The following is a 24901-nucleotide window of genomic DNA, read 5'->3' on the forward strand; positions in this document are numbered from 1 at the left end:
GCGACGGTGAAACGACGGTGACGGCGGTGGAGGCATTCGACGGTGTGGAGAGGATCGCGGTCCTGCGCGGGGGCGGTCTCGGTGACCTGATGTTCGCCTACCCGGGACTGATCGCTCTGCGCGCGACCTATCCGCAGGCGACGATCACTCTGCTCGGGACCGAGCTGCAGAGGCAGCTGGTCGAGGGCCGCCCCGGCCCCATCGACGCCGTGTGGGTCCTCGACGGGGAGCCGGGACTGCGTGACACCCCGGAGCAGGCGGAGTTCTTCGCGCGGGCGCGGGCACAGAACTTCGACCTCGCCGTGCAGCTGCACGGGGGTGGGAAGAACTCGAACCCGTTCCTGTTGGCACTCGGCGCCGCCCACACCGTGGGCTCGGCCACCGATGACGCCCCGCCGCTCGAGCGGACCCTGCCCTACGTCTACTACCAACATGAGATGATCCGCAGCCTTGAGGTGGCCGCCCTGGCGGGGGCCTCCCCGCAGGTGCTCGAACCCGAGCTCACCGTCCTCGAATCCGAGGCGCGCGCCGGACGCGACATCGTCGGCGAGGCGCCCGGACCCCTGCTCATCGTCCACCCCGGAGCCACGGACCCGCGCCGACGCTGGCCGAACGGCCACTGGATCGACGTCGCCGTGAGCGCGGTGAGCGCCGGGTGGCAGGTCATCGTCGTCGGTGGGCCCGAGGACCGCGAGGACGGGGCGAGCATCGCCGCCGGCGCCCGCGATCGCCTGACCGCCGCGCAGGGCGAGCAGGTCAGGACCTTGGCCGGAGAACTCACCCTCCCGCAGCTGCTCGGAGTCTTCACCCGCGCCGAGGTGGTCGCCGGCAACGACAGCGGACCCCGGCACCTGGCAGCGGCCGTCGGGGCGAAGACCGTCGGCGTCTACTGGGTGGGCAACGCGCTCAACGCGTCCCCGCTCAGCCGGGCCCGCCATCGGGTGCTCATGTCCTGGGTGACCCGGTGCCCGGTCTGCGGAATCGACATCACCCAGGTCGGCTGGACCGCTGAGCGCTGCGCCCACGATCCCTCGATCGTCGCCGAGGTGAGCCCGGTGACCGTGTGGAGCGCGGTCCTCGAACTCGCCGAGGGGTGAGCGGGTCACGGCCACGAGTTCTCGCTCTCGTGGGCGATGAGGAGCTCGCGGACCTCGACGCGCGGGGGCTGTTCGAGGGCGAAGACGACTGAGCGGGCGACGTCGCGGGGATCGTTGAGCTTGGTCCGGTCGGGCGGCAGGAACTGTTCGGTGCGGCCGTTGAAGAAGTTGGTGTTCATTCCGCCGGGGATCAGGTTGGTCACCCCGACCTTCCCGGCCATCTCTGCGGCCAGGGCCTGGCTGAAGCCGCGGACGCCGAACTTCGAGGCCGCATACGCGGTGGCTCCCGGAGCGCCGCGCAGTCCGAGGGTCGAGCAGACGGTGACGACGCGGCCGCGGGCGGCTTCGAGGTGGGGGAGCAGGGCCCGGACGACGGAGACCGTCCCGAGCAGGTTGACGCCGATGACGTGCTCCCACTTCTCGGCGTCGACCTCGCTCAGATCTCCGGGCACGTCGATGCCTGCGGCGGTGATCACGCCGTGGATCCCGTCGACCGACTCCGCCAGACGCGCGACGGCGTCTTCGACCGCCTGGCGGTCGGTGACGTCGACGACGACGGATCGGTGCTTCTCGGTCGCCTCCCGGTCGAAGACGACGGGAGTGCCGCCCGCCTCGGCGACGGCTGCGGCGCAGGCGGCGCCGAGTCCGGAGTTTCCGCCGGTGATGACGATGGTGCGGTTCTCAAGGCTCATACTGTCACGTCCTCTGCTGTCGGGGTTTCTGTTCGGTTGGTCGGTTCGGAGTTCGCGCCGGCGGACGCGAGCGCGTCCGCCGGCGCCTCCAGGCTGTGCAGGGCGTCGGCCAGGCGGCTCGTCGAGCGGGCGGGGACGAAGGGGACGGTGACGACGCGGCCGCCCCATTCGGCGATCGTCTTCGCCTCCGCCAGGTCCGCGCTGCGGTAGTCGTCGCTCTTGACCCAGATGTCGGGGCGGATGCTCTCGATCGCCCTGACCGGGGTGTCCTCGTCGAAGATGACGACCTCGTCGACGCAGTCGAGGGCCAGGAGCAGTTCGGCCCGGTCCTGAGCGGTGACGATGGGCCGGGTGTCTCCCTTGAGCCGGCGCACCGAGGCGTCGGAGTTGAGGAGGACGATGAGGGTGTCACCCATCCGCCTGGCAGCGCTCAGGGCACGCGCGTGCCCGGCGTGGAGGAGGTCGTAGCAGCCTCCGGTCGCCACCACCGTTCCGCCCCTCGCCCGCACCGACTGGGCCCGGGCGAGGGCGGAGTCGCCGTTGAAGTCCGGCTCCGGTTCGCGTTCGGCGGAGCTTCCCGGGTGGGCGAGGGTCCGCAGGTAGGCTCCGGCGCCGCCGAGGGCGATGTACTCCGCGGTCTCGGAAATCGCGCGGTCGACGGCGGCCATCAGGTCGTCGCCTGCCCCGAGGCCTGCGGCCAGGCGCCCCGCCAAGCAGTCGCCGGCACCGCATTCGTCTCCGGTCGCGGTTCTGGTGGCAGGGGAGAACCGCGCCCCGCCCGAGTCAAGGATCAGCGCGCCGCGGGATCCCAGGGTCACGATCACCGAGGTGACGGTCCACAGGTCGAGCAGCTCGGTGGCGGCGGCGTGCGCGGTGGGGATGGAGGTCTCGCCCGCCTCGACGCCGGCCAGGGTCGTGGCCTCGGAGAAGTTCGGCGTCACCGTCGCCGTGTTCGGCGCCGGTGGGGGACCGGCCGGGTGCGGGTCCCAGACGATGGGGATCCGCACACCCGCCTGACTGAGCGCCGTGCGCAGCGTTTCCTCGGCGAGGAGGCCGCGGCCGTAGTCGGAGACGAGGATGGCATCGGCGTCGTGGACGGCGCGCAGCATCTCATCGGTGACCTCGTTGCGGGAGGCGTCGCAGTTCTCGTCGAGCCGGGTCACCAGGTGACCGTCGGCAAGCACGCGGCGTTTCACCGGGGTGGGCTGGTCGAGGCGGGCGGCGACGACGTTGACTGCGGAGAGAGCCGCCAGCAGGCGTTCGGATTCCTCGTCGTTGCCGAGCACCGTGACGAGGGTGACCTCGTGGCCGACGGCGGCCAGCAGGGAGGCGGCCAATCCGGCGCCTCCGGGCCGATGGTCGACGTGGTCGATGTCGACGACCGGCACGGGATTGTCGGGCAGGAGCCGCCGCGCGGCACCGTGGGCGTCTGCGTCGAGGAGGGTGTCCCCGACCACTGTGATCTTCATGGCGTCTCCTCTCAGAGGGATCCGGTGCGCACTTGCCGGGTGGACCTGGCCGGCGTTCGCGTGGTCGTCGGCCGCGAGGCCCGGCTGCTCATCGTCGCGATCGTGGCGTCGAAGATCGCGCACAGGCAGTGGACGGCCATGAGATGGGCCTCCTGCACGTGCGGAGCGGCGGCGTCGATGCGGATCGAGGAGTCACAGGCCGCGGTCAACGGGCTCGGGTCCGGTCCCGTCAGCGCCCAGGTGGTCACTCCCAGACGCTGGGCGGCCTCGGCGGCTCTGACCAGATTGGGACTGCGTCCGCTGGTGCTCAGCAGGATGAGGATGTCCCCGGGGCGGGCGTGGGCCTCGACCTGTCGGGCGAAGACCTGCTCGAACCCGTAGTCGTTGCTGATCGCGGTCACCGCCGAGGTGTCCGTGCTCAGCGCCACCGCGGAGAACGGGGGACGGTCGGGACCGTACTTGCCGACGAGCTCGGCGCTCAGATGCTGGGCTTCGGCGGCGGACCCGCCATTGCCGGCGCAGTAGAGCGTGCCTCCGGCCGACAGGGTCCGGGCGAGGACCGCACCCCACTGCCGCAGCTTCGAGATCTGCCCGGCCAGTGAGTTCACGGCCGAGGACACCCCTTGGAAGTGGCGGACGACGACGTCGACGGAATCCCCGGAGGTCTCGGCGGGCGGGCTGATGCGGGCCAGCGAGCTCGCGACGAGCGCATCGTCGTCCTGGCCGAGGGTCGCCCGGTACGCCCGTTCCGTCCTCTGCGCCACGGCGGGCCAGGTGAAGCGGTCGCGGACCCGGCGGGTGCCGGCCCGGCCGAGCTCGCGGGCGTACTCGTGGTCGGTGAGCAGCCGGGCGGCGGCGATGGTGAAGGCGTCGACGTCCTGGGGTGGGATGAGGAGGCCGGTGACCCCGTCGACGACGGTGTCCTGAAGACCGCCCACCGAGGTGGCGACGACGGGCACGCCGCATGCCATCGCCTCGAGCGGGACGATGCCGAAGGGCTCGTACCAGGGGGTGCAGGCGACGAAGGTCGCCGACCGGATGGCATCGGGGATCTCGTCGCGGCCGAGCTGACCGCGGAACGTGACCTGTTCGTCGACGCCGAGTTCCGCGGCGAGGGCCCGCAGCCTGCGGACCTCGGGGTCGGTGTCGATCGATCCGCCGCTGCCGCTGCCGCCGATGACCTCGAGCTCGACGTCGTCGACTCCGCGACTGCTCAGTTCGGCCAGGCCCCGGATGACGAGGTCGACGCCTTTGCGGGGGACGAGGCGGCCGAGCGAGACGATCTTCTTCGTGCACGGCTGCGGTGCTTCGAGCGTGGTGGTCAGGGCGTCCGTGGAGTTTCCGGCGCCGGCCGGCCTGTACTCGGCCGGGCGGAACTCATCGGTGTCCACCCCACAGGGGACGACGGAGATCTTCGTCGTGTCGATGCCCAGCGCCGCGAGTTCGGACACCTCGTCCTGGCAGGTGGCGATGATCGCGGCCGCATCGTGGCCGAGCCTCGTCTCGAGGTCGGTGCGCTCGGGCGGACTCGTGTCCTCGCTGCCCTGGAAGCGGCGTTTGACCGAGCCGAGGGCGTGGTAGGTGTGGACCAGGGGCACATCGTCGTACCCTGCCTCCTCGAGCGCGGTCCGGGCCGCGAGCCCCGACATCCAGAAGTGGGAGTGGAGGACCATCGGCCGCTGCTCGGGATTCTCCGCCCAGTGTCGGGCGACCTGCCGGCCGAACTCGGGCATGTGGTCGAGGAGGTCATCCTTGGGGATGTAGCGGTCCGCCCCGGTGGAGACATGGACGACCTGGACCCCGGGCTCCATCGTGACGACGGTGGGCGTCGTCGTGTCCTCGCGCCGGGTGAAGACCGTGACCTCGTGACCCCGGTGGGCCAGCTCACTGGCGAGTTTTCCGACGTGGACGTTCTGACCCCCGGCGTCGACCCCGCCGAGCGGGGCCAGGGGGCTGGCGTGTTCGGAGATCATCGAGATCTGCATTGGTCTCTCCTTGGCGGTCGGGTGATGGGCGGTGTCTGTGGTGGGTCGGCCTCGCAGGCGAGGGGACCTGGCGCGCGGATGCTCACAAGCCGGGGGCCGCCCTGCTCAGCGCATGGGCCCGGCCGTGGTCGGCCACCTCGGTGAGCAGTTCGTCCCACTCGCGCAGGAACCGGGGGAGACCGTAGCGCTGCAGCGCGTGGGCCCGGGCGGCCTGACCCATGTCGTCGGCCAGCGCCGGATCAGCGATGAGTCGGCGAGCCATGTCGACCATCTCCCGCGGGTCGGTCGTCAACAGCCCGGCCTCCGGGGGAACGGCGCGGATCGCCTCGGTGGCGGCGAGGACGATGACCGGCATGCCAAGATGCATCGCCTCGAGCAGGGACAGGCCGAGCGACGTCCACCGGACGGGGTGGAGGTAGGCCCGGCGCTTGGCCACGAGCGGATGGAGTTCGGCCAGGGGGATGTCCCCGTGCGGGACGAGCCGGGCCTCAGGCCCGGTGCCGCCACCGGTCCGGATCTCGGGGCGGACCAGGGCGGCCGGGGCCGCGTCGATGAGCTTCTCCGTCCCGATCCCGAACGCGTCGACGGGGACGGATTCGGCGATGGTCTCGACGAGGTCGGTGCCGAGCACCCGCCGCCGCCTGACGGGTTCGTTGGCGACGAAGGCCAGTCGCTCGATCTCACCGGAGTAGAGGTGGCCGGGATCGCGGATGCCGTGTTCGATCACCGCCACCGGTGCGGTGCCGTTGTCCCACATCAGCGCATTGAAGTGGGTGACGTGGGCGATGGGGATGGCGCTCTGGTCCGCCAGGGGATGGACGGTGTCGGGCACGTGGGCGCGCGGGGTGTTGTGCTCGACGAAGATCGCCGGGACGTCGACCCCGGGCTCGACGCCGAGGCGGGTCCTCACCTCGTCGATCTCCTCGGTCCGCTGGAGCACGACGAGGTCGAAGTCGGCGAGAGTCAGCAGCTCGATCGACACCTCCCGGGCGTTCGCCGGCCAGTCCCTGCCGCCCCGGCCCAGCCCCCAGGCCGAACGGTCGGCGTCGGTGGGCAGCAGGTACTCGTGGGATCCGTGCACGAAGGCATCGGTCCATGAGCCGTGCACATGCCACAGGAGGATTCTCATCTCATGCTCCTTGTCTCGGTCAGTGTCTCGGTCAGTCGGTTCACAGCGGCCACCACCTCGGCGGGGGTGACGGAGTTCAGGCACGGGTGCCCCGGGAGCGGGCAGTCGCGGGCGCGCGAGCCCGCGCACGCGGCGCTCTGGTCGCCGAGCATCTCGACGGGCACCCCGTAGGGCAGCCAGCGCCGAGGCGGCACGACGGGGGAGAACAGACTGACCACCGGGGTGCCGACGGCGGCGGCGAGGTGGGCGGGCCCCGTGTTGCCGACGATGAGGGCCCGTGCCCGGGCGAGCAGGTCGGCCAGCCCCGCGACGTCGAGGGCCCCTCCGAGGTCGATGCCCGACGCCCCGGCGACGTCGTCGGTGAGTTCACGTTCGGACGGCGATCCGGTGACCACGACCTGCCACCCGTCCTCGGAGAGGTCCTGGACGGCGTCGTGGAAGTGCTCGGGCGACCACATGCGGGCGGGGACATTGGCCCCGGGGTGAGCGACGAGGACCCGCTCGCTCTCGAGCAGGGAGGCGAGCTTCGGAGCCTGCTGGGCGAAGGCGCCGGGCGTCGGGTTGACGTGGAGCCGGCCGTCGTCGCCGGTGGGAAGTTCGAAGCCCGCCGCAGCGGCGATGTGGGCGCTGCGTTCGGCCTCGGGCAGTTCGTCGTCGAGGTCCTCGGCGGGACGGATCCGGACATCGAGCAGGGAGCCCGCGTAGTCGGTGGACACTCCGGTGATGCGCCCCACCCCGGCCAGCCGGAGGATGAGCGCCAGGGGCAGCGGCGACTGATGGAATGAGGTGAAGATCACGGCTTCGTCGAACTCCCGGCGGGCCACCTCGGCGCGCAGGGCCTCGATGTCCTCCGCGCTCACCTCGGGGGCGGGCGCGACGATCCACGGGCTCGACCACGTGAGGATGTCGGTGACGCCGGGCAGCAGCTTCGCCACGGACTCACTGCCTGGTGAGCACAGAAGAGTCAGCGACTCGACCCGCTCGTCGGCGGCGATCGCGCGCAGCCCCGGCCCGGTGACGAGGACGTCGCCCATGCTGTCGAGGCGTGCAGCGAGGACCCTCGTCATCCGGCCCTCCTCTCCGGCGTCAGCGCCATCTCCACGGCCTCCACCAGGTCGGAGGCCACCTCGGCGGCGGCTGCGATCTCGGGGTTCAGGGTCCGGGCGGTGGGCACGAGGATGCCCCGGGCCCCGGCGGCCTTCGCGGCGGCCATGTCCGCGGCGATGTCGCCGATCATCACGGTCTCCGTGACGTCGACGCCGAGCTCGCCCGCCGCGGCCAGCAGCATGCCGGGCTGCGGCTTGCGGCACTCGCAGCCGTCGTCACTGACATGCGGGCACCAGCACCAGACGTCGAAGGGACCGAGGAGCTCGGCGACGCGGGCGTTGACCGCAGTCACCTGCGCAGCGGTGATCAGCCCGCGGCCGACTCCCGACTGATTGCTGATGACGCCGACGGGAATCCCCCGCTCGCGCACCAAATCGAGCGCGCGAGCGGCCTCGCCCTTGACCGTGACCAGGGACGGGTCGCCGTTGTACGGCACATCGTCGATGAGGGTATCGTCTCGATCGAAGAGGATCGCGGCGGGAAGGGAAGTGGAATGGAGCAGGTCGTCTTGGCTCTGCGTGCTCTGGGACTCGGCGACGTGCTGGCGGTCGTTCCCGCCCTGCGCGGGCTGCGCCGGGCGCTCGGTGATTCGCGACTGGTCCTCGCCTGCCCCGAAGCGCTGCGTCCCATCGTCACCGCCGCGGACTGCGTCGACGACATCGTCGACGTCCGCCCCGATCACGTCGCGGCAGGTGACCCGGCCGGGGCGCGGGCGCTCGCCGGTCGGGTCCGGACGGTCGTCAACCTCCACGGACGCGGACCGATCAGCCACCGCTGGCTCGAGGGCTTCGGCGCCGAGCAGCGGATCGGACATGCAGCTCCCGGCTGGGAGGGACCGGTGTGGTGCGAGGACATCCACGAGAGGCAGCGCTGGGTGCGTCTGCTGCGCCACTGCGGGGTCGACGCCGATGCCGGCGACCTGCGGATCGATCCGACGCGCCTGCCGGTCGGACCCGTGGCGGCAGAGGCCGTCGTCCATGTCGGGGCGGCCCTGCCGAGTCGGCACTGGCCCTGCCCCCGGTTCGCCGAGGTGGTCATCGACCTGATGGACCGCGGGCACGACGTGGTGCTGACGGGCAATGGCGGTGAGGTCGAGCGCGCGGTGGCCGTCGCCGAGGCGGTCGCCGCGAGGAGTGGAGTCCTGAGCGGCTCCCGCCTGCGGGTGGCCGCCGGGCAGCAGTCGCTGGCGGAGTTCGCCGCCACGATCGCCGGAGCCCGGGTGCTCGTCAGCGCCGATACGGGAGCAGCCCACCTGGCCAGTGCCTTCGCCACCCCGTCGGTCGTCATCTTCGGACCCGTGTCCCCGCAGCTCTGGGGTCCTCCGGCCGGTCCTCATCGGGTCCTGTTCGAGGAGTCGCTGAGCAGCGGGGATCCGCACCGTCCGAACCCCGATCCGGCTCTCCTGGCGGTGTCCGCCGGCGACGTGGCGAGCGCTCTCGACACCCTCGGGATCTGACCCGGACCGGCTCTTCCTCACAAGGGTCCCTCCTTCGCACGTTCGCTGCAGCCGCTGACAGAAGCGACCTCACCTCGACTTCTCCTAACTTGCAGGTACTTTTGCCGGAAATCAAGTGGTCCCGGTGGATCAGTTGTCGACACCCGGGGGCGGACGAGTGAGGTTTCGGAGAGTCTTGAAGCCGGCAGACCTTCTCACCTAGGGTTCGAGCCAGGTATCAGACCTGCCGACAGCACGACCTGCCAGCAAATCGCCTATCCGCAGATGCGGCCAGCGGTCGCAGCGGAGATTGGAAGTGTCGAGCATGAAGAACATATTCGTCCCCGGGCTCACCGAGGTGCAGAGAGCTGAGCTCGAATCGATCGCCGGCTCCGATGACATGCGGTTCTTTAGCCTCATGGACTACGACTCCCTGGTCGGGGCCACCGTCGTCGACTTCGAGAAGACCCTGAATGAGGCCCGGGAGGAGCTCGAGGCCTTCGACGGCAGTGTCGATGCGATCATCGCCCACTGGGACTTCCCAGTGAGCATCATCGCCCCGATGCTCGCCAAGGAGTTCGGTCTGCCTGCTCCGAGCCTGGAGAGCCTGCTCAAATGCGAGCACAAGTACTGGAGCCGTCTGGAGCAGAAGAAGTCCATCCCCGAGGTCGTCCCCGACTTCAGCGCCTTCGACCCGTTCTCCGACGACGCCCTCGAGGCCATTTCGCTCGAATACCCGTTCTGGGTCAAGCCCGTCAAGGCCCATTCCTCCGACCTCGGGTTCATGATCACCGACGAGGAGGAGTTCTGGGCCGCCCTGCAGGAGATCCGCTCCGAGATCGCCAACGTCGGCGACGCCTTCGAAACCGTGCTCGACCGCGTCGAGCTGCCGCCGGAGCTGGCCGAGCTCGGCGGCAACGCCTGCATCGCCGAGAAGCTGGTCACCGGCACCCAGTTCGCCCCCGAGGGCAGCGTCGCCGGCGGGGAGTTCAACGTCCATGGCGTCTTCCACATGCGCAAGGACGAGAACGGGACCAGCTTCGACCGGCTGTCGTATCCGACAGCGGATGTTCCCGCCGAGGTGCAGGAGCGGGCCATCGAGGTCTCCCGGCGGTTCCTCGAGCACATCGGCTTCGACGACGGCTGCTTCAACTCCGAATTCATGTGGGATGAGGAGACGGGTGACCTGTCGCTGATCGAGTTCAACACCCGCATCAGCCAGTCCCACTCCGAGATGTTCCTCAAGGTCGACGGCGTCTCCAACCACCAGGTGGCCGTCGCAGTGGCGCTGGGGCGCACGCCCCGGATGCCCGACGAGAGGGGGGAGTTCGCCGTCGCCGGACAGTACATGATCTTCCACGACGACGACGCGATCGTGACCCGGGTTCCCACTCGGGAGGAGATCGCTGAGGTCCAGGAGCGCAACCCGGGGACCGTGATCACTCTCGAGGTCAAGGACGGCGACCGCCTGTCCGAACTGGCGGGGCAGGACAGCTATCGGTTCCGGTTGGGCAAGGTCTACCTCGGCGCCCGGGACCAGAAGGAGATGGACGAGAAGTTCACGCAGATCGTCGACGCACTCGACTTCTCCTTCTCATCGCCCGGAGGAGGAGCATGAAGGAGGTCGAGGAGTTTCCCTACGAGGTCCGCACGGTCGAGAATGTCTTCATCACGATGCGCGACGGCGCGAGGCTGGCCGCCCGGCTGTGGATCCCGATCGAAGCGCTGAGCGAGCCGATGCCGGCGGTGCTCGAGTACATCCCGTATCGGAAGCGTGACAACAGCCGCGGCCGCGACACCCTGAACATGCCCTACATCGCGGGCCACGGCTATGTCTGTGCGCGCGTGGACCTGCGCGGCAGCGGCGATTCCGACGGGGTGCTCGTCGACGAATACTGCCCTGCCGAGCTCGAGGACGCGGAAGACGTCATCGCCTGGCTGGCCGAGCAGGAGTGGTGCGACGGCAGCGTCGGGATGATGGGAATCTCCTGGGGCGGCTTCAACAGCCTCCAGGTCGCGGCCCGGCGCCCGCCCGCGCTCGGCGCGATCATCAGCGCTTCGGCCACCGACGACCTCTATGTCGACAATATGCACTACATGGGTGGCGCGCTGCTCTCGGACAATCTGTCCGAGGCCACGGTGATGTTCGCCTTCAACAGCCTCCCACCCGATCCGGAGATCGTCGGCGACAGATGGCGGGACATGTGGATCGAGAGGCTCGAGGACAGCGGGCTGTGGATTGAGAAGTGGCTGTCCCATCAGCGGCGGGACGAGTACTGGCGATCCGCCTCGGTGTCGGAGGACTATTCGGCCATCGACTGCCCCGTGATGGCCGTCGGCGGGTGGGCCGACGGTTACACGAACGCGATCTTCCGGCTGATGGAGAACCTCGAGGTGCCCCGTAAGGGGCTGATCGGACCCTGGGGTCACAAGTACCCCCACCTCGGCGTTCCCGGTCCGGACATCGGATTCCTCCAGGAGGTGATCCGCTGGTTCGACCACTGGCTCAAGGATGAGGACACGGGGATCATGGACGAGCCGATGCTGAGACTGTGGATGCAGGACAGCGTCTCCCCGAAGTCCTCCTACGAAGAGCGGCCGGGGCGGTGGATCGAGGAGGACCAGTGGCCCTCACCGCGAATCGAGTCGCGGACGCTGCAGCTGGGGGACCGTCACCTCATCCCCGTCGCCGAGGCGGACGCGGCTGCCGGAGATCCCCCTCGTCCCGATGCCGACCAGGTCCAGGGCGACGAGGTCCAGGGGGAGCAGTCGCTGAAGTCGCCGTTGAGCGTGGGGATGTTCGCCGGGAAATGGGCTTCCTACGCCGCGGCCCCGGATCTGCCCTTCGATCAGCGGGAGGAGGACGGCGGTGCCCTGACCTTCGACACCGACGTCCTCGAGGAGGACGTCGCGATCTGCGGCCGTGGGGAGTGCTCGTTCGTCGTGTCCAGCGACAAACCGGTGGCGATGCTCATCGTCCGACTCTCCGACATCCTGCCCGACGGGGAGGCGACCCGGGTGACCTACGGGATCCTCAACCTCACGCACCGGGGTGGCAGTGAGAACCCCGAACCTCTGGAGCCGGGCAGGAAGTACCGCGTGAGGATCCCGCTCAACGGGATCGCGCAGGTGTTCCCTGCCGGACACCGGATCCGGCTGTCCGTGTCCACCTCGTACTGGCCCCTGGTCTGGCCCTCACCCGAGGCGGCCACCGTGACGCTGACACCGGAGCTGAGCACCCTGACCCTGCCCGTGCGCAGACTCGTGCCCGCCGACGATGAGATCACAGGCTTCGAGGAGGCGGAGGCCGCGCCCGAACTCGAGGTCACTCCGGTGGAGACCGGCGATCACCAGTGGCGCGTCATCCGTGACCTGGCGACCAATGTGTCGACGCTGGAGATCATCAACGATCAGGGCAGCTTCCGCATCGACGAGACCGGCGCCGTCATCCGTCGCAAGACCGACGAGTGGTACAGCTTCCGCTGGAACGAGGTGAACTCCACCCGCGGTGAGACTCGGACGATCCGTCGGATCGAACGCGGCGACTGGGGGGTCGAAGTGCATACGCGCACGGTGCTCACCTCAACTCCGGCCGACTTCCACATCACCGCCGAACTCGACGCCTACGAACTCGAGGAGGGCCTGGGCTACACCCGCGTCCACTCCGAGAATTGGCACCGGGAGATTCCCCGCGACCTGCTGTGAGGGGAGACCGTCCACCGCTGCGCAGCCAGTCTGACGCTGCGCAGCCAGTCTGATCACGATCCGGCTACATCCGGGAAGACCTATGTACGACAAGTCAACTTGCGAGTAGTCTGAGGCCACGGCTCCATCTGCGACACCGCTTCGCCATCATCCATCCATAAGGAGTGAGCGCAATGTCCAATGCAGCACCTCGTTCAACACCTCGCACGCGGACGGCAGTCCAAACCGTCGCCCTGATCTACGGCGTGGTGTTCCTCCTCGTCGGGGTCATGGGCTTCATCCCCGGACTGACGTCGAACTACGAATCGATGAGCTTCGCCGGTCACCATTCCCAGGCAATGCTCATGGGCATCTTCCAGGTCTCCGTCCTGCACAACATCGTCCACCTGCTCTACGGCATCGCAGGTCTGGTCCTGGCTCGTTCCGCGCCGGGTGCCAGGCACTTCCTGCTGTGGGGTGGAATCATCTACGCCGTGCTGTGGATCTACGGTCTCCTCATCTCACCTGAGTCGGCGGCGAACTTCGTTCCGCTCAACACCGCTGACAACTGGCTGCACTTCGTCCTCGCCATCACCATGGTGGGGCTGTCGTTCCTCCCGTACCGGGACAAGCGCACGAGGACGCGGGCCTGATCCGTCCCACTCCCGCGGTCCAGAGTGCGGTTTGTCTACGTGGTAGCCGGCGGCGATACCCTGATGAGCCTCGCGGAGGGCCGCGGCGTCGCTCGGATCGGACCTGAGCATCACAACGGGTTCGCCCGCCAGATCTCGGACACGGGAGTCAGGTGGGACTTCGGTCACCAGTGTGAACCACTTGTCGGTGACCCTGGCTGACTCCCAGCCGACTTCGAAGGTGTCGAGCGTCGCCGACGGCAGGTTCTCGACACACCGGCGGACAGCGCCGTTCCAGGTGGACGCGGGCTGTCCCGCGGTGGGGCAGTAGCGCGGTTCACTCGTCCTCGGTGATGGCCCGCATCGCCTTCCACCCGTGGGTGACGGCTCCACCTGCACGCAGGGTCGCCGCGACCATGACAGCCTCGGCGACGTCGGCCTTCGAAGCGCCGGCCTTGACCGCGCGCTTGGCGTGGTCCTCGATGCAGAACGGACACTGGGTGGTCACCGCGACGCCGACGGCGATCAGCTCGCGGGTCGCCAGATCGAGATTCGCGGAGTTCTTGCTGAACACCGCCTTGTCGACTCCGAAGAAGGCCGAGACCATCTCCGGCGCAGCCTCCTTCATATCGGCCATGAAAGATGCTTCTTCATTGTGGGAGTGCATGTGCTGTTCCTTTCGTAGTGCCTCATGCTTTGACGAGGCGGGCTTTGGCCGCGGAGGCTTGAGGACTTGATGAGGTGGGTCAGTGCTCGCCGTGGTTTCTGTGTGTCTGTTCGTGCCCGCCGCCCGGGGCAGCTTCGAGGACGAAGTGGACGGAGTGGACGTCGTCATCGACTTAGAAGTCGAAGTAGAGCAGGTACTTCCCCGGCGTCGGGGCGTGCGCCATGAATGAGATCTCCGGCCCCGAAGTCTCGCCCGGTCGGGGGCTTTCGCTCTCTGGGTGAATGTGCAGGTAGCCGAGGTCGCCCTCGCGCAGCGCAACCAAGTGGCCGAAGGCGCCGAGGTAGGGCTGAATCGCGGTGACCGGCTGACTCTCGCGGGAGATCGCGATCGTCAGTTGGCTGACATCGCCGGTGACGAGGGATCCGGAGATCGTGGCATCGAAGCCGTCGATCGAGTCCGAGGTCGTCAACTCCGGCGTTTGCGGCGCGAAGTCGCCGGCGACGTGCACGGTGCGCGTGAGCGTCAGCGCATGGTCGTGCTGGCTGTCGGCAGGCAGGAGGTCGGCGAAGACACGGTAGGTGCCGGCCTTCTTCCAGGTCCAGGGCAGCGACCAAGTGCCCGTTGAGTGGTTCAGCTCGGGATGGACGTGAGAGAACTCGGCACCGTCGGCGCGGACGACCACGAGGTGTAGGTCACGCTCGTGTGAAGCTTCGTATTCGGTGACCGGCCGCCCGTCAGGGGCGATGATCTCGAATGACAGTTCCCCGGCGTCTTCGAGCCGCGTTGGGGCATGGATCGTGCCCAGTCGATATCCAGACTGTTCGATCGAAAGACCGTTCATCTTCCCCTCTACTTCCCGTGGAGAGGGTTGCCCCGGCTCCGCGTGTTCATGGGCGACCACCAGTGTTCAGCGGGCGGGCATCGCTTGGTAGCCGGCTTCGCCGACCGCCGCCTCGCAGTGCCCGCAGGACATGCCCGTCACCTGGTACTGATTCGTGGTCATCCGTCCACAGCTCCTTTGCGCACTCGAGGATACCCGCCGGGGGTAATTTCGACACCACTATACCCGCCTGGGGTATTCGGGACAAGCGGGGTCATCGACAGCAGGGTGAATCGGGTCACGACCTGAGGTGCTCGGCGGATGGGAGCGCGTCCAGTGTCACTGGAAGTCGATGTGCGCTTCCTGGGACAAGCAGTCTTGCTATTGCCCCCCATGGTCGACTGCCGTAACTTGAAAGTCCGTAGGGCGTCCGACGAAAGGACCGGCGATGAGACTGTTCGGGGTGGAAGAAGAGCTGCTCATCGTCGATGCGGTGACCTTGGCGCCGGCGCCCTATGTCGATGCCGCCATCGAGCGTTTCGAGCGCGATGGGGCGAGTGATCACGAGCTGACCGTCGAATTCAAGCAGGAGCAGATCGAGGTGGTGTCTCCTCCGCAGGCAACGCTCGACGATCAGATCGAAGCGATCAGAACCGGACGAGCGCTCGCGGACAAGGCGCTCGGCGCAGTCGGGGGCCGGGTGCTGGCATTGCCGATCCTCCCGTTCGCCTACGAGACGACCCTGAGCAGCGGCGAGCGCTATGACGCCATCGCCGAGCAGCTCGGGTACGCGACCACCGAACACATGACGTGCGGCTTCCACGTCCATGTCGAGGTCGAATCGCACGAGGAGGGAGTCGCCATCCTCGACCGGATGCGGCCGTGGCTGCCGACCCTGCTGGCGCTGAGTGCGAATTCCCCGTACTGGAGGGGAGTGGACTCCGGGTATGCGAGCTATCGCTACCAGATGATGAGCCGGCTTCCCACCACTGGTCCCTCCGATGCCTTCGGCTCGGCCGCAGAGTACGACGATCATTGCCGGCAGCTGCTCGACTCGGGTGTGCCTCTTGACCCGGGCATGATCTACTTCGACGCCCGGCTCAGCGTGCGCTACCAGACGCTCGAGGTCCGAGTCGCCGATATCAGTCTCACCGCTGAGCGGGCCGGCGTCATCGCCGGTCTCATCCGTGCCCTCGGAGAGACCGTGGCTCGAGAGTGGCGCGACGGGGGCACCGTGCCGGAGGTGAGCACAGCAGTCCTGCGGGTGTGGATGTGGCAGGCCAGTCGCTTCGGCGTCGAATCGCATCTGATCGATCCGGTGACCCACAAGCGCGCGCCGGCCCGTGATGTCGTCGGCCGGCTGCTGCAGACGGTTCGCCCGGTGGCGGACGAACTCGGGGAGATGGACCGGATCGAGTCAGCCGTCGACGACATCCTCACCTCGGGGACGGGCGCCCACCTGCAGCGGCAGGCGTACACCGACAGGGGAGACGTCCTCGACATCGTCCGCAACGCCCTCGACCTCACCCACCGCTGAGCCGAACGGGCCGCCTCAGGAAATGGCGGTCGGCGTCTGCTGGTGGGTGAACAGCTTCCACTGGCCGCCTCGGCGGGCGTAGGTCGAGATCATGTCCGCTTCATAGCGCTGTTCGCCACGGGTGCCGGAGAAGTGGTAGCTGAGCGCGGCGGCGTTCTCCGCCAATCCGATGACTCGCAGTCGGGTCAGCTCATAGTCGTCCCATGGAGGAGTCTGCTCCAGACCGGTGATCGCCTCGTCGAGGGTCGCGACCATTCCGGGCATGATGAAGTGGCTGCCGGGATCGCAGACTTCGCGGTAGATCTCGACGTCGCCGCCGGCGAGGCGCCGCTCGATGCATTCGAGTGTTTCGATGGGCGTCATCAGATGGTCGCCCCCTTCTGTGTTGAGGACTGTGTTGAGGAGTGATTGGACCGTCCCCTGATCGCCACGACGATGAGAGCGGTGCCAAGGACGATGGTGTAGACGGCGATGATCCACAGGAGAGCGCTGACCGCTGCTCCCGGGGAGAGGAAGAGCACCACCATGACGATGATGGCGAAGACCACGTCGAGGACTCCGAGGGCCTTCGACCACCCGCCCAGCGACCGCGACGCGAGAGCGAGGATCCCGCGCAGCAGCATGCCGAAGGCGAGCAGCCATAGCAGCGCGACTCCGGTGAGAACAGTGAACAGGGCGGGGGCGATCATGATGAGGACGCCGGCGAGGATGTAGGCCAGGCCTGCGGTCATCTCCCAGCCCCAGGACAGGCCGAGCCTGCGGGCGGAGTTGGCACTGATGAACGTGAGGACTCCGTCGACGATCAGCCAGACTCCGACCCACACGCCCACGGCGATGGCGACGAGGCCCGGGGTGATGAGCACCAGCAGTCCGAACAGGATGGCGACGGCACCGCGGACGACGACCGTCCAGAAGACGCCCCTCCCCAGATCTGTCAGCAGCGACTGCGGGGAATCAGGCGGGAGCAACGGCGACGGCAGCTCACCGGACGGCTGATCGCGATGGTTGTCAGACGCGGACATCAGTGCTCCTTTGACGGAAAGGCCCGTTGTCAGTTGGATCAGTCTAACCGAGCACTGTGGGCTATGGGAGGGGGGTCACATCCACTTCTTGATCCGGAATGCCGCGTAGAGGAGGGCGGCGACGACGACCATCAGAATCAGGGCCAGGGGATAGCCGTAGGTCCACTTCAGCTCGGGCATCTTCTCGAAGTTCATTCCGTAGATGGCTCCGATCAGGGTGGGCGCGAAGATGATCGCAGCCCAGCCGGAGATCTTCTTCATGTCCTCGTTCTGGCGCTGTGCGATGAGCGCTGAATTGACGTCGAGGATCTGAGTCAACGTGTTCCGCAGTTCCGTGGCCTCGGCGACGACTCGCGTCAGGTGATCGTCGAGATCGCCGAGGTAGGGCTTGAGGCTGTCGTCGACCAGGTCGTCGGCGGCGTTGTCCGTGAGCGTCTCGCTGATGCGCTTGAGCGACATGGTCGCGTGGACGACATCGATGACCTCCTGGCTGACCCGGTAGATCCTCTCCGCCGCCGCGGCGTCGCCGCTGAAGACCTGGCTCTCGATCTGGTCCTTGTCCTCCTGCAGTCCGTCGAGGACCCGGAAGTATCCGTCGACGGTGGTGTCGATGAGTCGGTAGACGAGGGTGTCGGTGCCCAGGGCGAGGAGGTCCTTGTCCTCGGCGTGGACCCAGTCCGACTCCTCGAAGAGCCTGTTGAGTTCGTTCCGGTCCTCCGGGATCCGCGCGCCGTCGATGAGGCGCTTTCCTTGGCAGATGATGATGACCGCATCGCCCTTGACGAGGATGTGGAATTCACTGAAATCGACTTCCTCCTCGTCATCGAGGTAGAAGGCGTTCTTGAGCACCATGAAGAGAACGCCGTCGTAGCGTTCGATCTTCGGGCGCTGCTTCGCATGACGCAGGTCGTCGGCGAGGACCGGGTGGATGTCCCACCGGTCGATGATCTCCTCCACCAGCTCAGCGGTGGAGTGGGGGATGAGGTAGCGCGTCATCGTCCCCGACTGGTCGGAGGAGTTGAGTTCCAGTGCTTCGGAGAAGGAATCCGAGACGACGACATCCTCCTCCTCGCCGTCGACGATGCGACGGCTCAGCACCATGGTCGTCTCTTCGGTGGGGAACTTCTCATCGGAGGTGGCTCGGTTCGGCATGCCCATAACCTTAAGCCTCACCGGGGTGGCATGGGGGACCGGGTTCAGAACACGATGATCGGTTTCAAGGTGCCGCCTTCGGCTGAGTCTGTGAACGCCTGATTGATGTCGTTGAAAGCGTATGTCCGAGTCAGCTTGTCGAACGGGAAGTCTCCCGCTTGGTGCAAGGCGATGAGTCTAGGTATGAACTCACGGGGGACGGCATCGCCTTCGATCACCATGCTGATATTGATGCCAGAGGTCAGCAGTGTTCCGATGTCGAAAGCTGCCTCCGTGCCGAGCTTCGCGGCCCCTACCAATGCTCCATGGCCTCGGATTGCAAGAGATTTGGTCATCTGGGAGAAGACCGCAGGAACGCCCGTCGTATCCAGTGCATAGTCCGCGCCGGTTCCGGTGATCTCCCGGATGGCGTCCACCGGGTCGACCGTCGAGGATTCGACTGTATGCGTTGCGCCCAGCTCCTCTGCGAACTCGAGTCGTGGAGCAACGATGTCGACCATGATGATCGTCGAAGCGCCGGCTGCTTTCGCAGCCAACATTCCCGCCATGCCAACGGCCCCGGTACCGAAGATCGCAATCGACGATCCGGGTTTGGGTCTGAGGACATTGAGAACTGCGCCCGCTCCTGTCATGAGTCCGCAGCCGAGCGGACCGAGGAGCTCAAGAGGGGCATCCTCTTCAACTTTGACGGCACCGTGTGCGACCACGTTCGTGTACTGCGCAAAGGAGGACTGCCCGAAGAAGTGAGAACCGACCGTTGTTCCGTCTGCGTCGCTGAACGCTGTTGATCCGTCGGCGCGACGCACGCCGAAGTTCCTGTCGAAGAAGTTGATGCAGTACATGGGGTGGCCGGACAGACACTGCTCGCACTCTCCGCAGAACGTCGGGCCAAGAACGACCTTGTCGCCGACATTGAACTCGGTCACTGCCTCGCCGACCTTCTCGACGATCCCGGCTCCTTCATGGCCGAGAACCACCGGCTGCGGTACCGGGTACCACTGATCGCGGATGATCGCGTCTGTGTGGCAGATACCTGACGCAACCATCTTCACCTGGATCTCATTGGAACGAGGGTCATCGACCTCGAGGTTTTGGATCTCCAAGTCGGTTTCCGGTGCCGTTGCCACGGCTGCTTTTGTGCGCATAACGACGTCTCCTCTGACTCAAGGGACGCCGCTCCAGGAAGATATTCGCCGCGTCCTCGTCCTCCCATAGTAGTGATCTGAGTCACGGAGCGACGATGCGTTCTTCATCATCGCTCAGAAGTGTGAGAATGAGAGTCCATATTGAGTGCAGATTGATCTGATGCGACCAGGGCACAATGGTCCCATGTCGAAAAGCGGACAACGACTGACTGCACGCGCGGTCAAAGGCATCAGTATGGCGAAGAAGGGCTGGGTCGTCGGCTCGTCCTTGGTGACGTCTCGTCTGACCGAAGCACGGCTTCCCTCCGACCTGAAGCCACGAGGCGACGACGCGTTCACCGCGGCCGTCTATTTCTCCTCGGATATGACTTCGGTCTACCAACTCGAGCAGTGGCTCTGGCCCCTCGAGCAGCTGGCGGGCCAGCTGGGGGAAGCCTCGCTCGCCATCTTCGTCCGGGATCCGCAGGTGGCGCTCCACATCCAAGCTCGCACTGATCTGCCGGTGCGGTTTTCTCGGCTGAGCCATGGCCTCGACACCTTCATGGAGTCGAAGCGACTGCGGCTGATCTTCTACGTCAACCAGGCAAAAGGCAACTTCCAGAGCCTGCGATTCCCACGGCCCGCCCACGTCCACCTCAGCCACGGGGAGAGCGAGAAGATCTCGATGATCTCCAACCAGCTCAAGGCATACGACTACGTTTTCACCGCTGGTCACGCCGCCCGGGTGAGGATCACCGACACCCTCATCGGTATGACCGAGGACAGGATGATCGACGTCGGGCGCCCCCAGCTCGATCGCCCTCGCCAGATCCCGCAGCTATGGCAGAGCTTCGACGGGCAGGCCCCGAGCGGGCCCGTCGTCTTCTACGCACCGACATGGGAAGGCGATTCCGCCGCGATGGCGTACGGGACACTGGCGCACAACGGGGAGACGATGTTGAGGTCACTCCTCGACGCCGGGTACCGGGTGATCTTCCGTCCGCACCCACGCACCGGAGTCGTCGACAAACAGTTCGCCGTGGCACTCGAGGGAGTCCGACGGCTCGTCACGGCTCATCCCCGCGGCTTCCTCGACACCAGCCCGGACGTGTCCTGGCAGTTCGACGTCGCCGAGGTGGCGCTGGCGGAGATGTCCTCTGTGGCCTTCGACTGGTTGTCCACGCGCAAACCCCTGGTCATGGTTTCCCCGCGCAATCCCCACGCCGAGGTGCTGCCCGGGGGGCTCTTCGACCGCTGCCCGACCATCGAATCCGCATCCGGCCGTGATGTCGCCGGTCTGATCAAAACCACAGTCGCAGGCTTCGACGGTGAGGCGATCGCGGAGGACTACCTCGGCGACACATCCTCGGGGTGTCAGATCCGACGATTCATCGACGCGAGTGCCCAGGTCATCGCACAGCGCAGCGCGGCGCTCGGGCACGCGGTGGAATGAACCTCCGCGGCAGGTGGCTGCGCAACCGAGGGGAACCTTTCAGAATGGTAAACTGAGTCTGAATTTCCAGTACGTTCGCGGCCCCGATCACCGGGGCTTGATTTATTTGGATGGTTGCACTGATGCGTCGAGTCATCACCTACGGCACTTTCGACCTGCTTCACTACGGGCATATCCGTCTGCTGCAGCGCTGCAAGGAACAGGGCGACTACCTGGTCGTGGCGCTTTCGAGCGACGAGTTCAACGCGGGCAAGGGCAAGAAGTCGTACTTCTCCTACGAAGAGCGCAAGCGCATGCTCGAGGCCATCCGCTACGTCGACCTCGTCATCCCGGAGGACAACTGGGAGCAGAAGACGACCGACGTCGAGAAGTACCACATCGACGCCTTCGTCATGGGCGACGACTGGGAAGGCAAGTTCGACTTCCTCCAGGACAAGTGCGAAGTCATCTACCTGCCTCGCACCCCTGAGATCTCCACCACTAGAATCAAGAGCGAGCTCGCCGGTTCCTGACCGGGTCTTTCACTTCTCCCCTCGAGACGGAACACATGAAGAATAATGAACCATCCCCTCGCGTCAGCGTTGTTGCCCCCGTCTACAACGCGGCACCGTTTCTCGACGCCTTTGTCAAGAGCTTTCTGACGCAGACGCTGCCCTCTGGAACGATCGAGCTCATCGCTGTCGACGACGGTTCGCTTGACTCGAGCGGTGAGATCCTTGACGAATACGCGCGACAGCACGAGAACATCCACGTCATCCACCAGGAGAACGCGGGCTGGCCCGGCAAACCGCGCAACGTGGGGCTGGCAGCTGCCCGGGGAACGTACGTGTTCTTCGCCGATCCCGATGACGAGTTCGGCGGACCCGAAGCGCTCGAGCGCCTGGCCGATTTCGCCGACGAGCACGACAGTGATGTCGTCATCCCGAAGATGGTGCCCAAGGGCAACCGGCTCTACGCGCAGTGGCGGTACAAGACCACCCAGATCGACGCGGATCTCGTCACGGCATTCACGACCCTGACCCCGCAGAAGCTCTTCCGTCGTGAGTTCCTCGCTGAGAACGGCATCAGGTTCCCGGAAGAGAAGGTCAGGCTCGAAGACGGCCAGTTCCTGTCAGAGGCATATCTCAAGGCGCGGCGCGTCTCGATCCTCACGGGTTACAACTTCTACTTCATCATCGACCACCCGCAGCAGGACCATCTCAGCCGGAAGGTCCCGGACCCGAGTAACTACATCGGCTCCGTCGCGGTGATGAGTGAGAATGTGGAGAAGCTGTGCGCTGACGCCGACACCGGCGACCGCATCATCAACGAGATCTACTTTCGCAAAGTACTCTCAAACTTCACGAACTCGCGACTGGCCAATCACCCCCTCGAACGCCGGCTGAGGTGGCTGGAGAATCAGCAGAAGTTCGTCGAGCGCTTCATCACCGACGACCGCTATTCCAAGATGACCGATGTGGCGCAGAGGCGCACCGATCTTGTTCGCGCAGGAGATCCTGGCGCAATCCTCGCCTACGCGAAAGAGGGACAAGTGGATTTCCAGTTCGAGGAAGCAACAAGCGTCGGTGGGGTTCTCACCCTCTATGGAACATTGACTGGCTGGCCCGACGGTGACGATCTGCCTCAGCTTGTCATCGTCGAACGAGACGTCCCGACCGAGTCCACCCGGGTTCACTTTGTCGCCACTGCACAAGGCGTCAAGGTCGATATTCCCAAGACAGCGCTGCGGGCCAAGGCGAGTACGCGCTACTACGACTTCTTCGTCCGGCCGGGAGAGGGTCAACAGGACCGTCGCGTCAAAGGACCGAAGAAGCAGTTCCGCCAGATCTTCACAGACGATCGGCAAGTGGAGATCTATACCACCAAGAGGGGGAATCTCAGCGCTGCCGTGACGAAGGGGCTGAGCGCCGCAGATCGGATGAAACGCCGGGTGAAGCGAGTCCTCAAGCTCAATTAGACGGTTGCGCCGGTTCCCAGCCGTGCACCGCTGCGCGGATCCGACGGAATCCGGATCGTTCGGCGCGAATATGAACTGAGGGTAAACTTGGGCGGGCCTGTGTCCTAGAGGAGAAGCCAGCAGATGGGGGAGAGCGTGCAGCCGGATCGAACGCCGAAACACCCGACCCTCTCCGAACTTCGTGCCAAGGCACAGCCGATCGAAGTCCGCAGTCGGAAGAACGCCGAGCATTGGACTGCTCAGCTGTACCTGCGGCACATCTCCATCTACTTCACCATGCTTCTGGTGCGGACACGGATCAGCGCCAATGGTGTGACCGGTCTGATGATCCTCGCCGGATGGTGCATCGCTGCCTCCCTCCTGATCCCCGGGATCTGGGGTGCGGTGCTGGCAGTGTTCTTCTCCCAGGTTCAGATGTACATCGACTGCTGTGATGGAGAGGTTGCCCGGTGGCGCGGCACCAGCGGCGCCAAAGGCGTGTTCCTCGACAAGGTCGGCCACTACACCACTGAATCCCTGGTCGCCGTCGCGCTCGGCGCCCGCGCGGTCGGCGAATGGTCGAATCTGCAGAGCGACCCTGCTGGCACTTACCCTTATCTCCTGGCCGGCACGGTCCTGGCGTCATTGGTTCTGCTCAACAAGGCGCTCAACGACATGGTTCACGTCTCCCGCGCTTTCAACGGCCTGGACAAGCTCGCCGATTCGAAGGAAGCGACGGCTCTGGTCCCTGGCACCGTGGCGAAGCTCAAACGCATGGCGCGCTTCGTGCCGTTTCATCGGATCTACCATTCGGTGGAACTGTCGATCCTGGCGTTGGTGGCGAGCATCGTCACCGCGATCGCCGTGCCCATGGGCTCTGATCCGCTGACCGGCGAACGGTGGCTGGTCCTTCTCCTTGCCCCTTTGTGCCTCCTATCCGTCATCGGTCATTTCCTGTCGATCATGGCTTCGAGGAGGCTGTCATGAACGCTGCCAATGAGTATCGAGCCGGTCAGGTCGAGAGACACACGAAGTACACCTTCGGTGTTGTCATCCTCACCCAGGGCAAACGGATGGACGATCTCAATCGGGGTGTCCGCTCGCTGCTGGAACAGAAGGGTGTTGACCTCGATGTCGTGTGCGTCGGCAACGGCTGGGAGCCGCAAGGGCTTCCCGACTCGGTCAAGACGCTTGCGCTGCCGGAGAATCTGGGAATCCCGGCGGGGCGGAACGCGGGAGTGCCGCACGTCGAGGGCGAGTTCCTCTTCTTCCTCGACGACGACGCATGGCTGCCCGACGACACGACGCTGATGAAGATGGCGCACCTGATGCGGACCAAACCGAGCATCGGCATGGTCCAGCCGCGCGTCGAAGACCCGGATGGTCCACCGGCACCTCGACGGTGGATCCCCCGGTTGAAGAAGGGCTCGGCGAAGCACTCCTCGAACGTGTTCTCCGTCTGGGAGGGCGCCGTGTGCCTGCAGCGCCGAGCCTATGACAAGTCAGGTGGCTGGCCTGCCCCATTCTGGTACGCGCATGAGGGCATCGAGCTCGCGTGGAGAGTCTGGGACGCCGGATACGAAGTCTGGTACAGCGGCGATCTTGCCGTTGCCCACCCCGTCATCGATCAGCGTCGGCACGAAGAGTACTTCTATATGAACGCGCGGAACCGAGTATGGCTCGCCCGACGGAACCTTCCTGCGCCGTTCAACCTCGCCTATGTCGGAAGCTGGACTCTGATGCAGATGGTGGCGTGGTCGAACAAACCCGAACAGCTCAAGCCGTGGTTCGAGGGCTGGCGTGCCGGCTGGCGTGACAACCCCTGGAGCGAGGATGAGATCCCTCACAAGATCTCAGGGCGAGGAGTCCTGCGGATGACTCGTCACGGTAGACCCCCGGTGGTGTGACGTCACAGTCTCACTGCAATATGGCAATGATGCACGTAGTGAAGAATTCCGGC

General features: G+C 66.3%; 23 protein-coding genes and 1 pseudogene. 11 read left to right on the forward strand and 13 right to left on the reverse strand.

What is annotated here, in order from left to right; translation table 11 throughout:
* Positions 1-26: 26 nt before the first annotated feature.
* Positions 27-1097, forward strand: a complete 1071-nt coding sequence (locus RIT73_RS07650) for a glycosyltransferase family 9 protein (protein ID WP_309131479.1) — start codon at positions 27-29, stop codon at positions 1095-1097.
* Positions 1098-1102: 5 nt separating this feature from the next.
* On the opposite strand, the gene RIT73_RS07655 is transcribed toward RIT73_RS07650, so the two are convergent.
* The 6 genes from RIT73_RS07655 to RIT73_RS07680 all read right to left on the reverse strand — a co-directional run bounded on the left by RIT73_RS07655 (position 1103) and on the right by RIT73_RS07680 (position 7915).
* Positions 1103-1789: an SDR family NAD(P)-dependent oxidoreductase gene (locus RIT73_RS07655; protein ID WP_309131480.1), complete on the reverse strand. Its 687-nt coding sequence runs from the start codon at positions 1787-1789 to the stop codon at positions 1103-1105.
* Positions 1786-3258, reverse strand: a complete 1473-nt coding sequence (locus tag RIT73_RS07660) for a PfkB family carbohydrate kinase (RefSeq protein WP_309131481.1) — start codon at positions 3256-3258, stop codon at positions 1786-1788. Before RIT73_RS07660 ends, RIT73_RS07655 begins: the two co-directional genes overlap by 4 nt.
* A gap of 11 nt (positions 3259-3269) precedes the next feature.
* Positions 3270-5243: a glycosyltransferase gene (locus RIT73_RS07665; RefSeq protein WP_309131482.1), complete on the reverse strand. Its 1974-nt coding sequence runs from the start codon at positions 5241-5243 to the stop codon at positions 3270-3272.
* A gap of 82 nt (positions 5244-5325) precedes the next feature.
* Positions 5326-6372: a glycosyltransferase gene (locus tag RIT73_RS07670; RefSeq protein WP_309131483.1), complete on the reverse strand. Its 1047-nt coding sequence runs from the start codon at positions 6370-6372 to the stop codon at positions 5326-5328.
* Positions 6369-7439, reverse strand: a complete 1071-nt coding sequence (locus RIT73_RS07675; RefSeq protein WP_309131484.1) for a glycosyltransferase family 9 protein — start codon at positions 7437-7439, stop codon at positions 6369-6371. Before RIT73_RS07675 ends, RIT73_RS07670 begins: the two co-directional genes overlap by 4 nt.
* Positions 7436-7915, reverse strand: coding sequence for an HAD family hydrolase (locus RIT73_RS07680; RefSeq protein ID WP_309131485.1), 480 nt, complete (start codon positions 7913-7915; stop codon positions 7436-7438). The genes RIT73_RS07675 and RIT73_RS07680 overlap by 4 nt, the downstream gene beginning before the upstream one ends.
* 57 nt (positions 7916-7972) lie before the next feature.
* Here RIT73_RS07680 and RIT73_RS07685 point away from each other — a divergent pair, with 57 nt between their 5' ends.
* The 4 genes from RIT73_RS07685 (at position 7973) to RIT73_RS07700 (ending at position 13251) form a co-directional block, all read left to right on the forward strand.
* A complete protein-coding gene (locus RIT73_RS07685; protein WP_309131486.1) occupies positions 7973-8935 on the forward strand; it encodes a glycosyltransferase family 9 protein in 963 nt (320 codons plus the stop codon).
* Positions 8936-9239: 304 nt separating this feature from the next.
* Positions 9240-10532 (forward strand): ATP-grasp domain-containing protein, encoded by a 1293-nt coding sequence (locus tag RIT73_RS07690; RefSeq protein ID WP_309131487.1) that lies wholly within the window; start codon positions 9240-9242, stop codon positions 10530-10532.
* Positions 10529-12619 (forward strand): CocE/NonD family hydrolase, encoded by a 2091-nt coding sequence (locus RIT73_RS07695; protein ID WP_309131488.1) that lies wholly within the window; start codon positions 10529-10531, stop codon positions 12617-12619. Before RIT73_RS07690 ends, RIT73_RS07695 begins: the two co-directional genes overlap by 4 nt.
* Positions 12620-12792: 173 nt before the next feature.
* A complete protein-coding gene (locus tag RIT73_RS07700; RefSeq protein ID WP_309131489.1) occupies positions 12793-13251 on the forward strand; it encodes a DUF4383 domain-containing protein in 459 nt (152 codons plus the stop codon).
* 36 nt (positions 13252-13287) lie between these two features.
* On the opposite strand, the pseudogene RIT73_RS17225 reads toward RIT73_RS07700, so the two are convergent.
* The 3 genes and pseudogenes from RIT73_RS17225 to RIT73_RS07710 all read right to left on the reverse strand — a co-directional run.
* Positions 13288-13629: pseudogene (locus RIT73_RS17225) on the reverse strand (MmcQ/YjbR family DNA-binding protein); the annotation flags it as partial.
* Positions 13568-13897, reverse strand: coding sequence for a carboxymuconolactone decarboxylase family protein (locus RIT73_RS07705; RefSeq protein WP_309131490.1), 330 nt, complete (start codon positions 13895-13897; stop codon positions 13568-13570). The gene RIT73_RS07705 and the pseudogene RIT73_RS17225, both read right to left, overlap by 62 nt.
* A gap of 172 nt (positions 13898-14069) precedes the next feature.
* A complete protein-coding gene (locus RIT73_RS07710) occupies positions 14070-14738 on the reverse strand; it encodes a hypothetical protein (protein WP_309131491.1) in 669 nt (222 codons plus the stop codon).
* A gap of 427 nt (positions 14739-15165) precedes the next feature.
* Between RIT73_RS07710 and RIT73_RS07715 the strand changes: the two genes are divergently transcribed.
* The gene (locus RIT73_RS07715) at positions 15166-16254 is read left to right on the forward strand and encodes a glutamate--cysteine ligase (protein ID WP_309131492.1); all 1089 of its coding nucleotides are present in this window, start codon (positions 15166-15168) and stop codon (positions 16252-16254) included.
* A 15-nt stretch (positions 16255-16269) separates the two neighbouring features.
* On the opposite strand, the gene RIT73_RS07720 is transcribed toward RIT73_RS07715, so the two are convergent.
* The 4 genes from RIT73_RS07720 to RIT73_RS07735 all read right to left on the reverse strand — a co-directional run bounded on the left by RIT73_RS07720 (position 16270) and on the right by RIT73_RS07735 (position 19573).
* Positions 16270-16617 carry a DUF4440 domain-containing protein gene (locus RIT73_RS07720; protein ID WP_309131493.1) on the reverse strand — a complete coding sequence of 116 codons (348 nt, stop codon included), beginning with the start codon at positions 16615-16617 and terminating at the stop codon, positions 16270-16272.
* Positions 16617-17276 (reverse strand): DUF308 domain-containing protein, encoded by a 660-nt coding sequence (locus RIT73_RS07725; RefSeq protein ID WP_309131494.1) that lies wholly within the window; start codon positions 17274-17276, stop codon positions 16617-16619. Before RIT73_RS07725 ends, RIT73_RS07720 begins: the two co-directional genes overlap by 1 nt.
* A gap of 75 nt (positions 17277-17351) precedes the next feature.
* Entirely contained in the window at positions 17352-18428 is a 1077-nt protein-coding gene (locus RIT73_RS07730) for a magnesium and cobalt transport protein CorA (protein ID WP_309131495.1), read from the reverse strand.
* A 44-nt stretch (positions 18429-18472) separates the two neighbouring features.
* Positions 18473-19573: an NAD(P)-dependent alcohol dehydrogenase gene (locus RIT73_RS07735; RefSeq protein WP_309131496.1), complete on the reverse strand. Its 1101-nt coding sequence runs from the start codon at positions 19571-19573 to the stop codon at positions 18473-18475.
* Positions 19574-19757: 184 nt separating this feature from the next.
* Between RIT73_RS07735 and RIT73_RS07740 the strand changes: the two genes are divergently transcribed.
* The 5 genes from RIT73_RS07740 (at position 19758) to RIT73_RS07760 (ending at position 24848) form a co-directional block, all read left to right on the forward strand.
* Positions 19758-21005, forward strand: coding sequence for a CDP-glycerol glycerophosphotransferase family protein (locus tag RIT73_RS07740; RefSeq protein WP_309131497.1), 1248 nt, complete (start codon positions 19758-19760; stop codon positions 21003-21005).
* 122 nt (positions 21006-21127) lie between these two features.
* On the forward strand, positions 21128-21517 hold the full coding sequence (tagD, locus tag RIT73_RS07745; RefSeq protein ID WP_309131498.1) for a glycerol-3-phosphate cytidylyltransferase: 390 nt from the start codon (positions 21128-21130) through the stop codon (positions 21515-21517).
* A 35-nt stretch (positions 21518-21552) separates the two neighbouring features.
* Positions 21553-22962 carry a glycosyltransferase gene (locus tag RIT73_RS07750; protein WP_309131499.1) on the forward strand — a complete coding sequence of 470 codons (1410 nt, stop codon included), beginning with the start codon at positions 21553-21555 and terminating at the stop codon, positions 22960-22962.
* Between the two features lie 123 nt (positions 22963-23085).
* On the forward strand, positions 23086-23928 hold the full coding sequence (locus tag RIT73_RS07755; protein ID WP_375294984.1) for a CDP-alcohol phosphatidyltransferase family protein: 843 nt from the start codon (positions 23086-23088) through the stop codon (positions 23926-23928).
* Positions 23925-24848 carry a glycosyltransferase gene (locus RIT73_RS07760; protein ID WP_309131501.1) on the forward strand — a complete coding sequence of 308 codons (924 nt, stop codon included), beginning with the start codon at positions 23925-23927 and terminating at the stop codon, positions 24846-24848. The genes RIT73_RS07755 and RIT73_RS07760 overlap by 4 nt, the downstream gene beginning before the upstream one ends.
* The last annotated feature ends 53 nt before the right edge of the window (positions 24849-24901 follow it).

The organism is Brevibacterium sp. (assembly GCF_031179145.1).
In the GTDB taxonomy this organism is placed as follows: domain Bacteria; phylum Actinomycetota; class Actinomycetes; order Actinomycetales; family Brevibacteriaceae; genus Brevibacterium.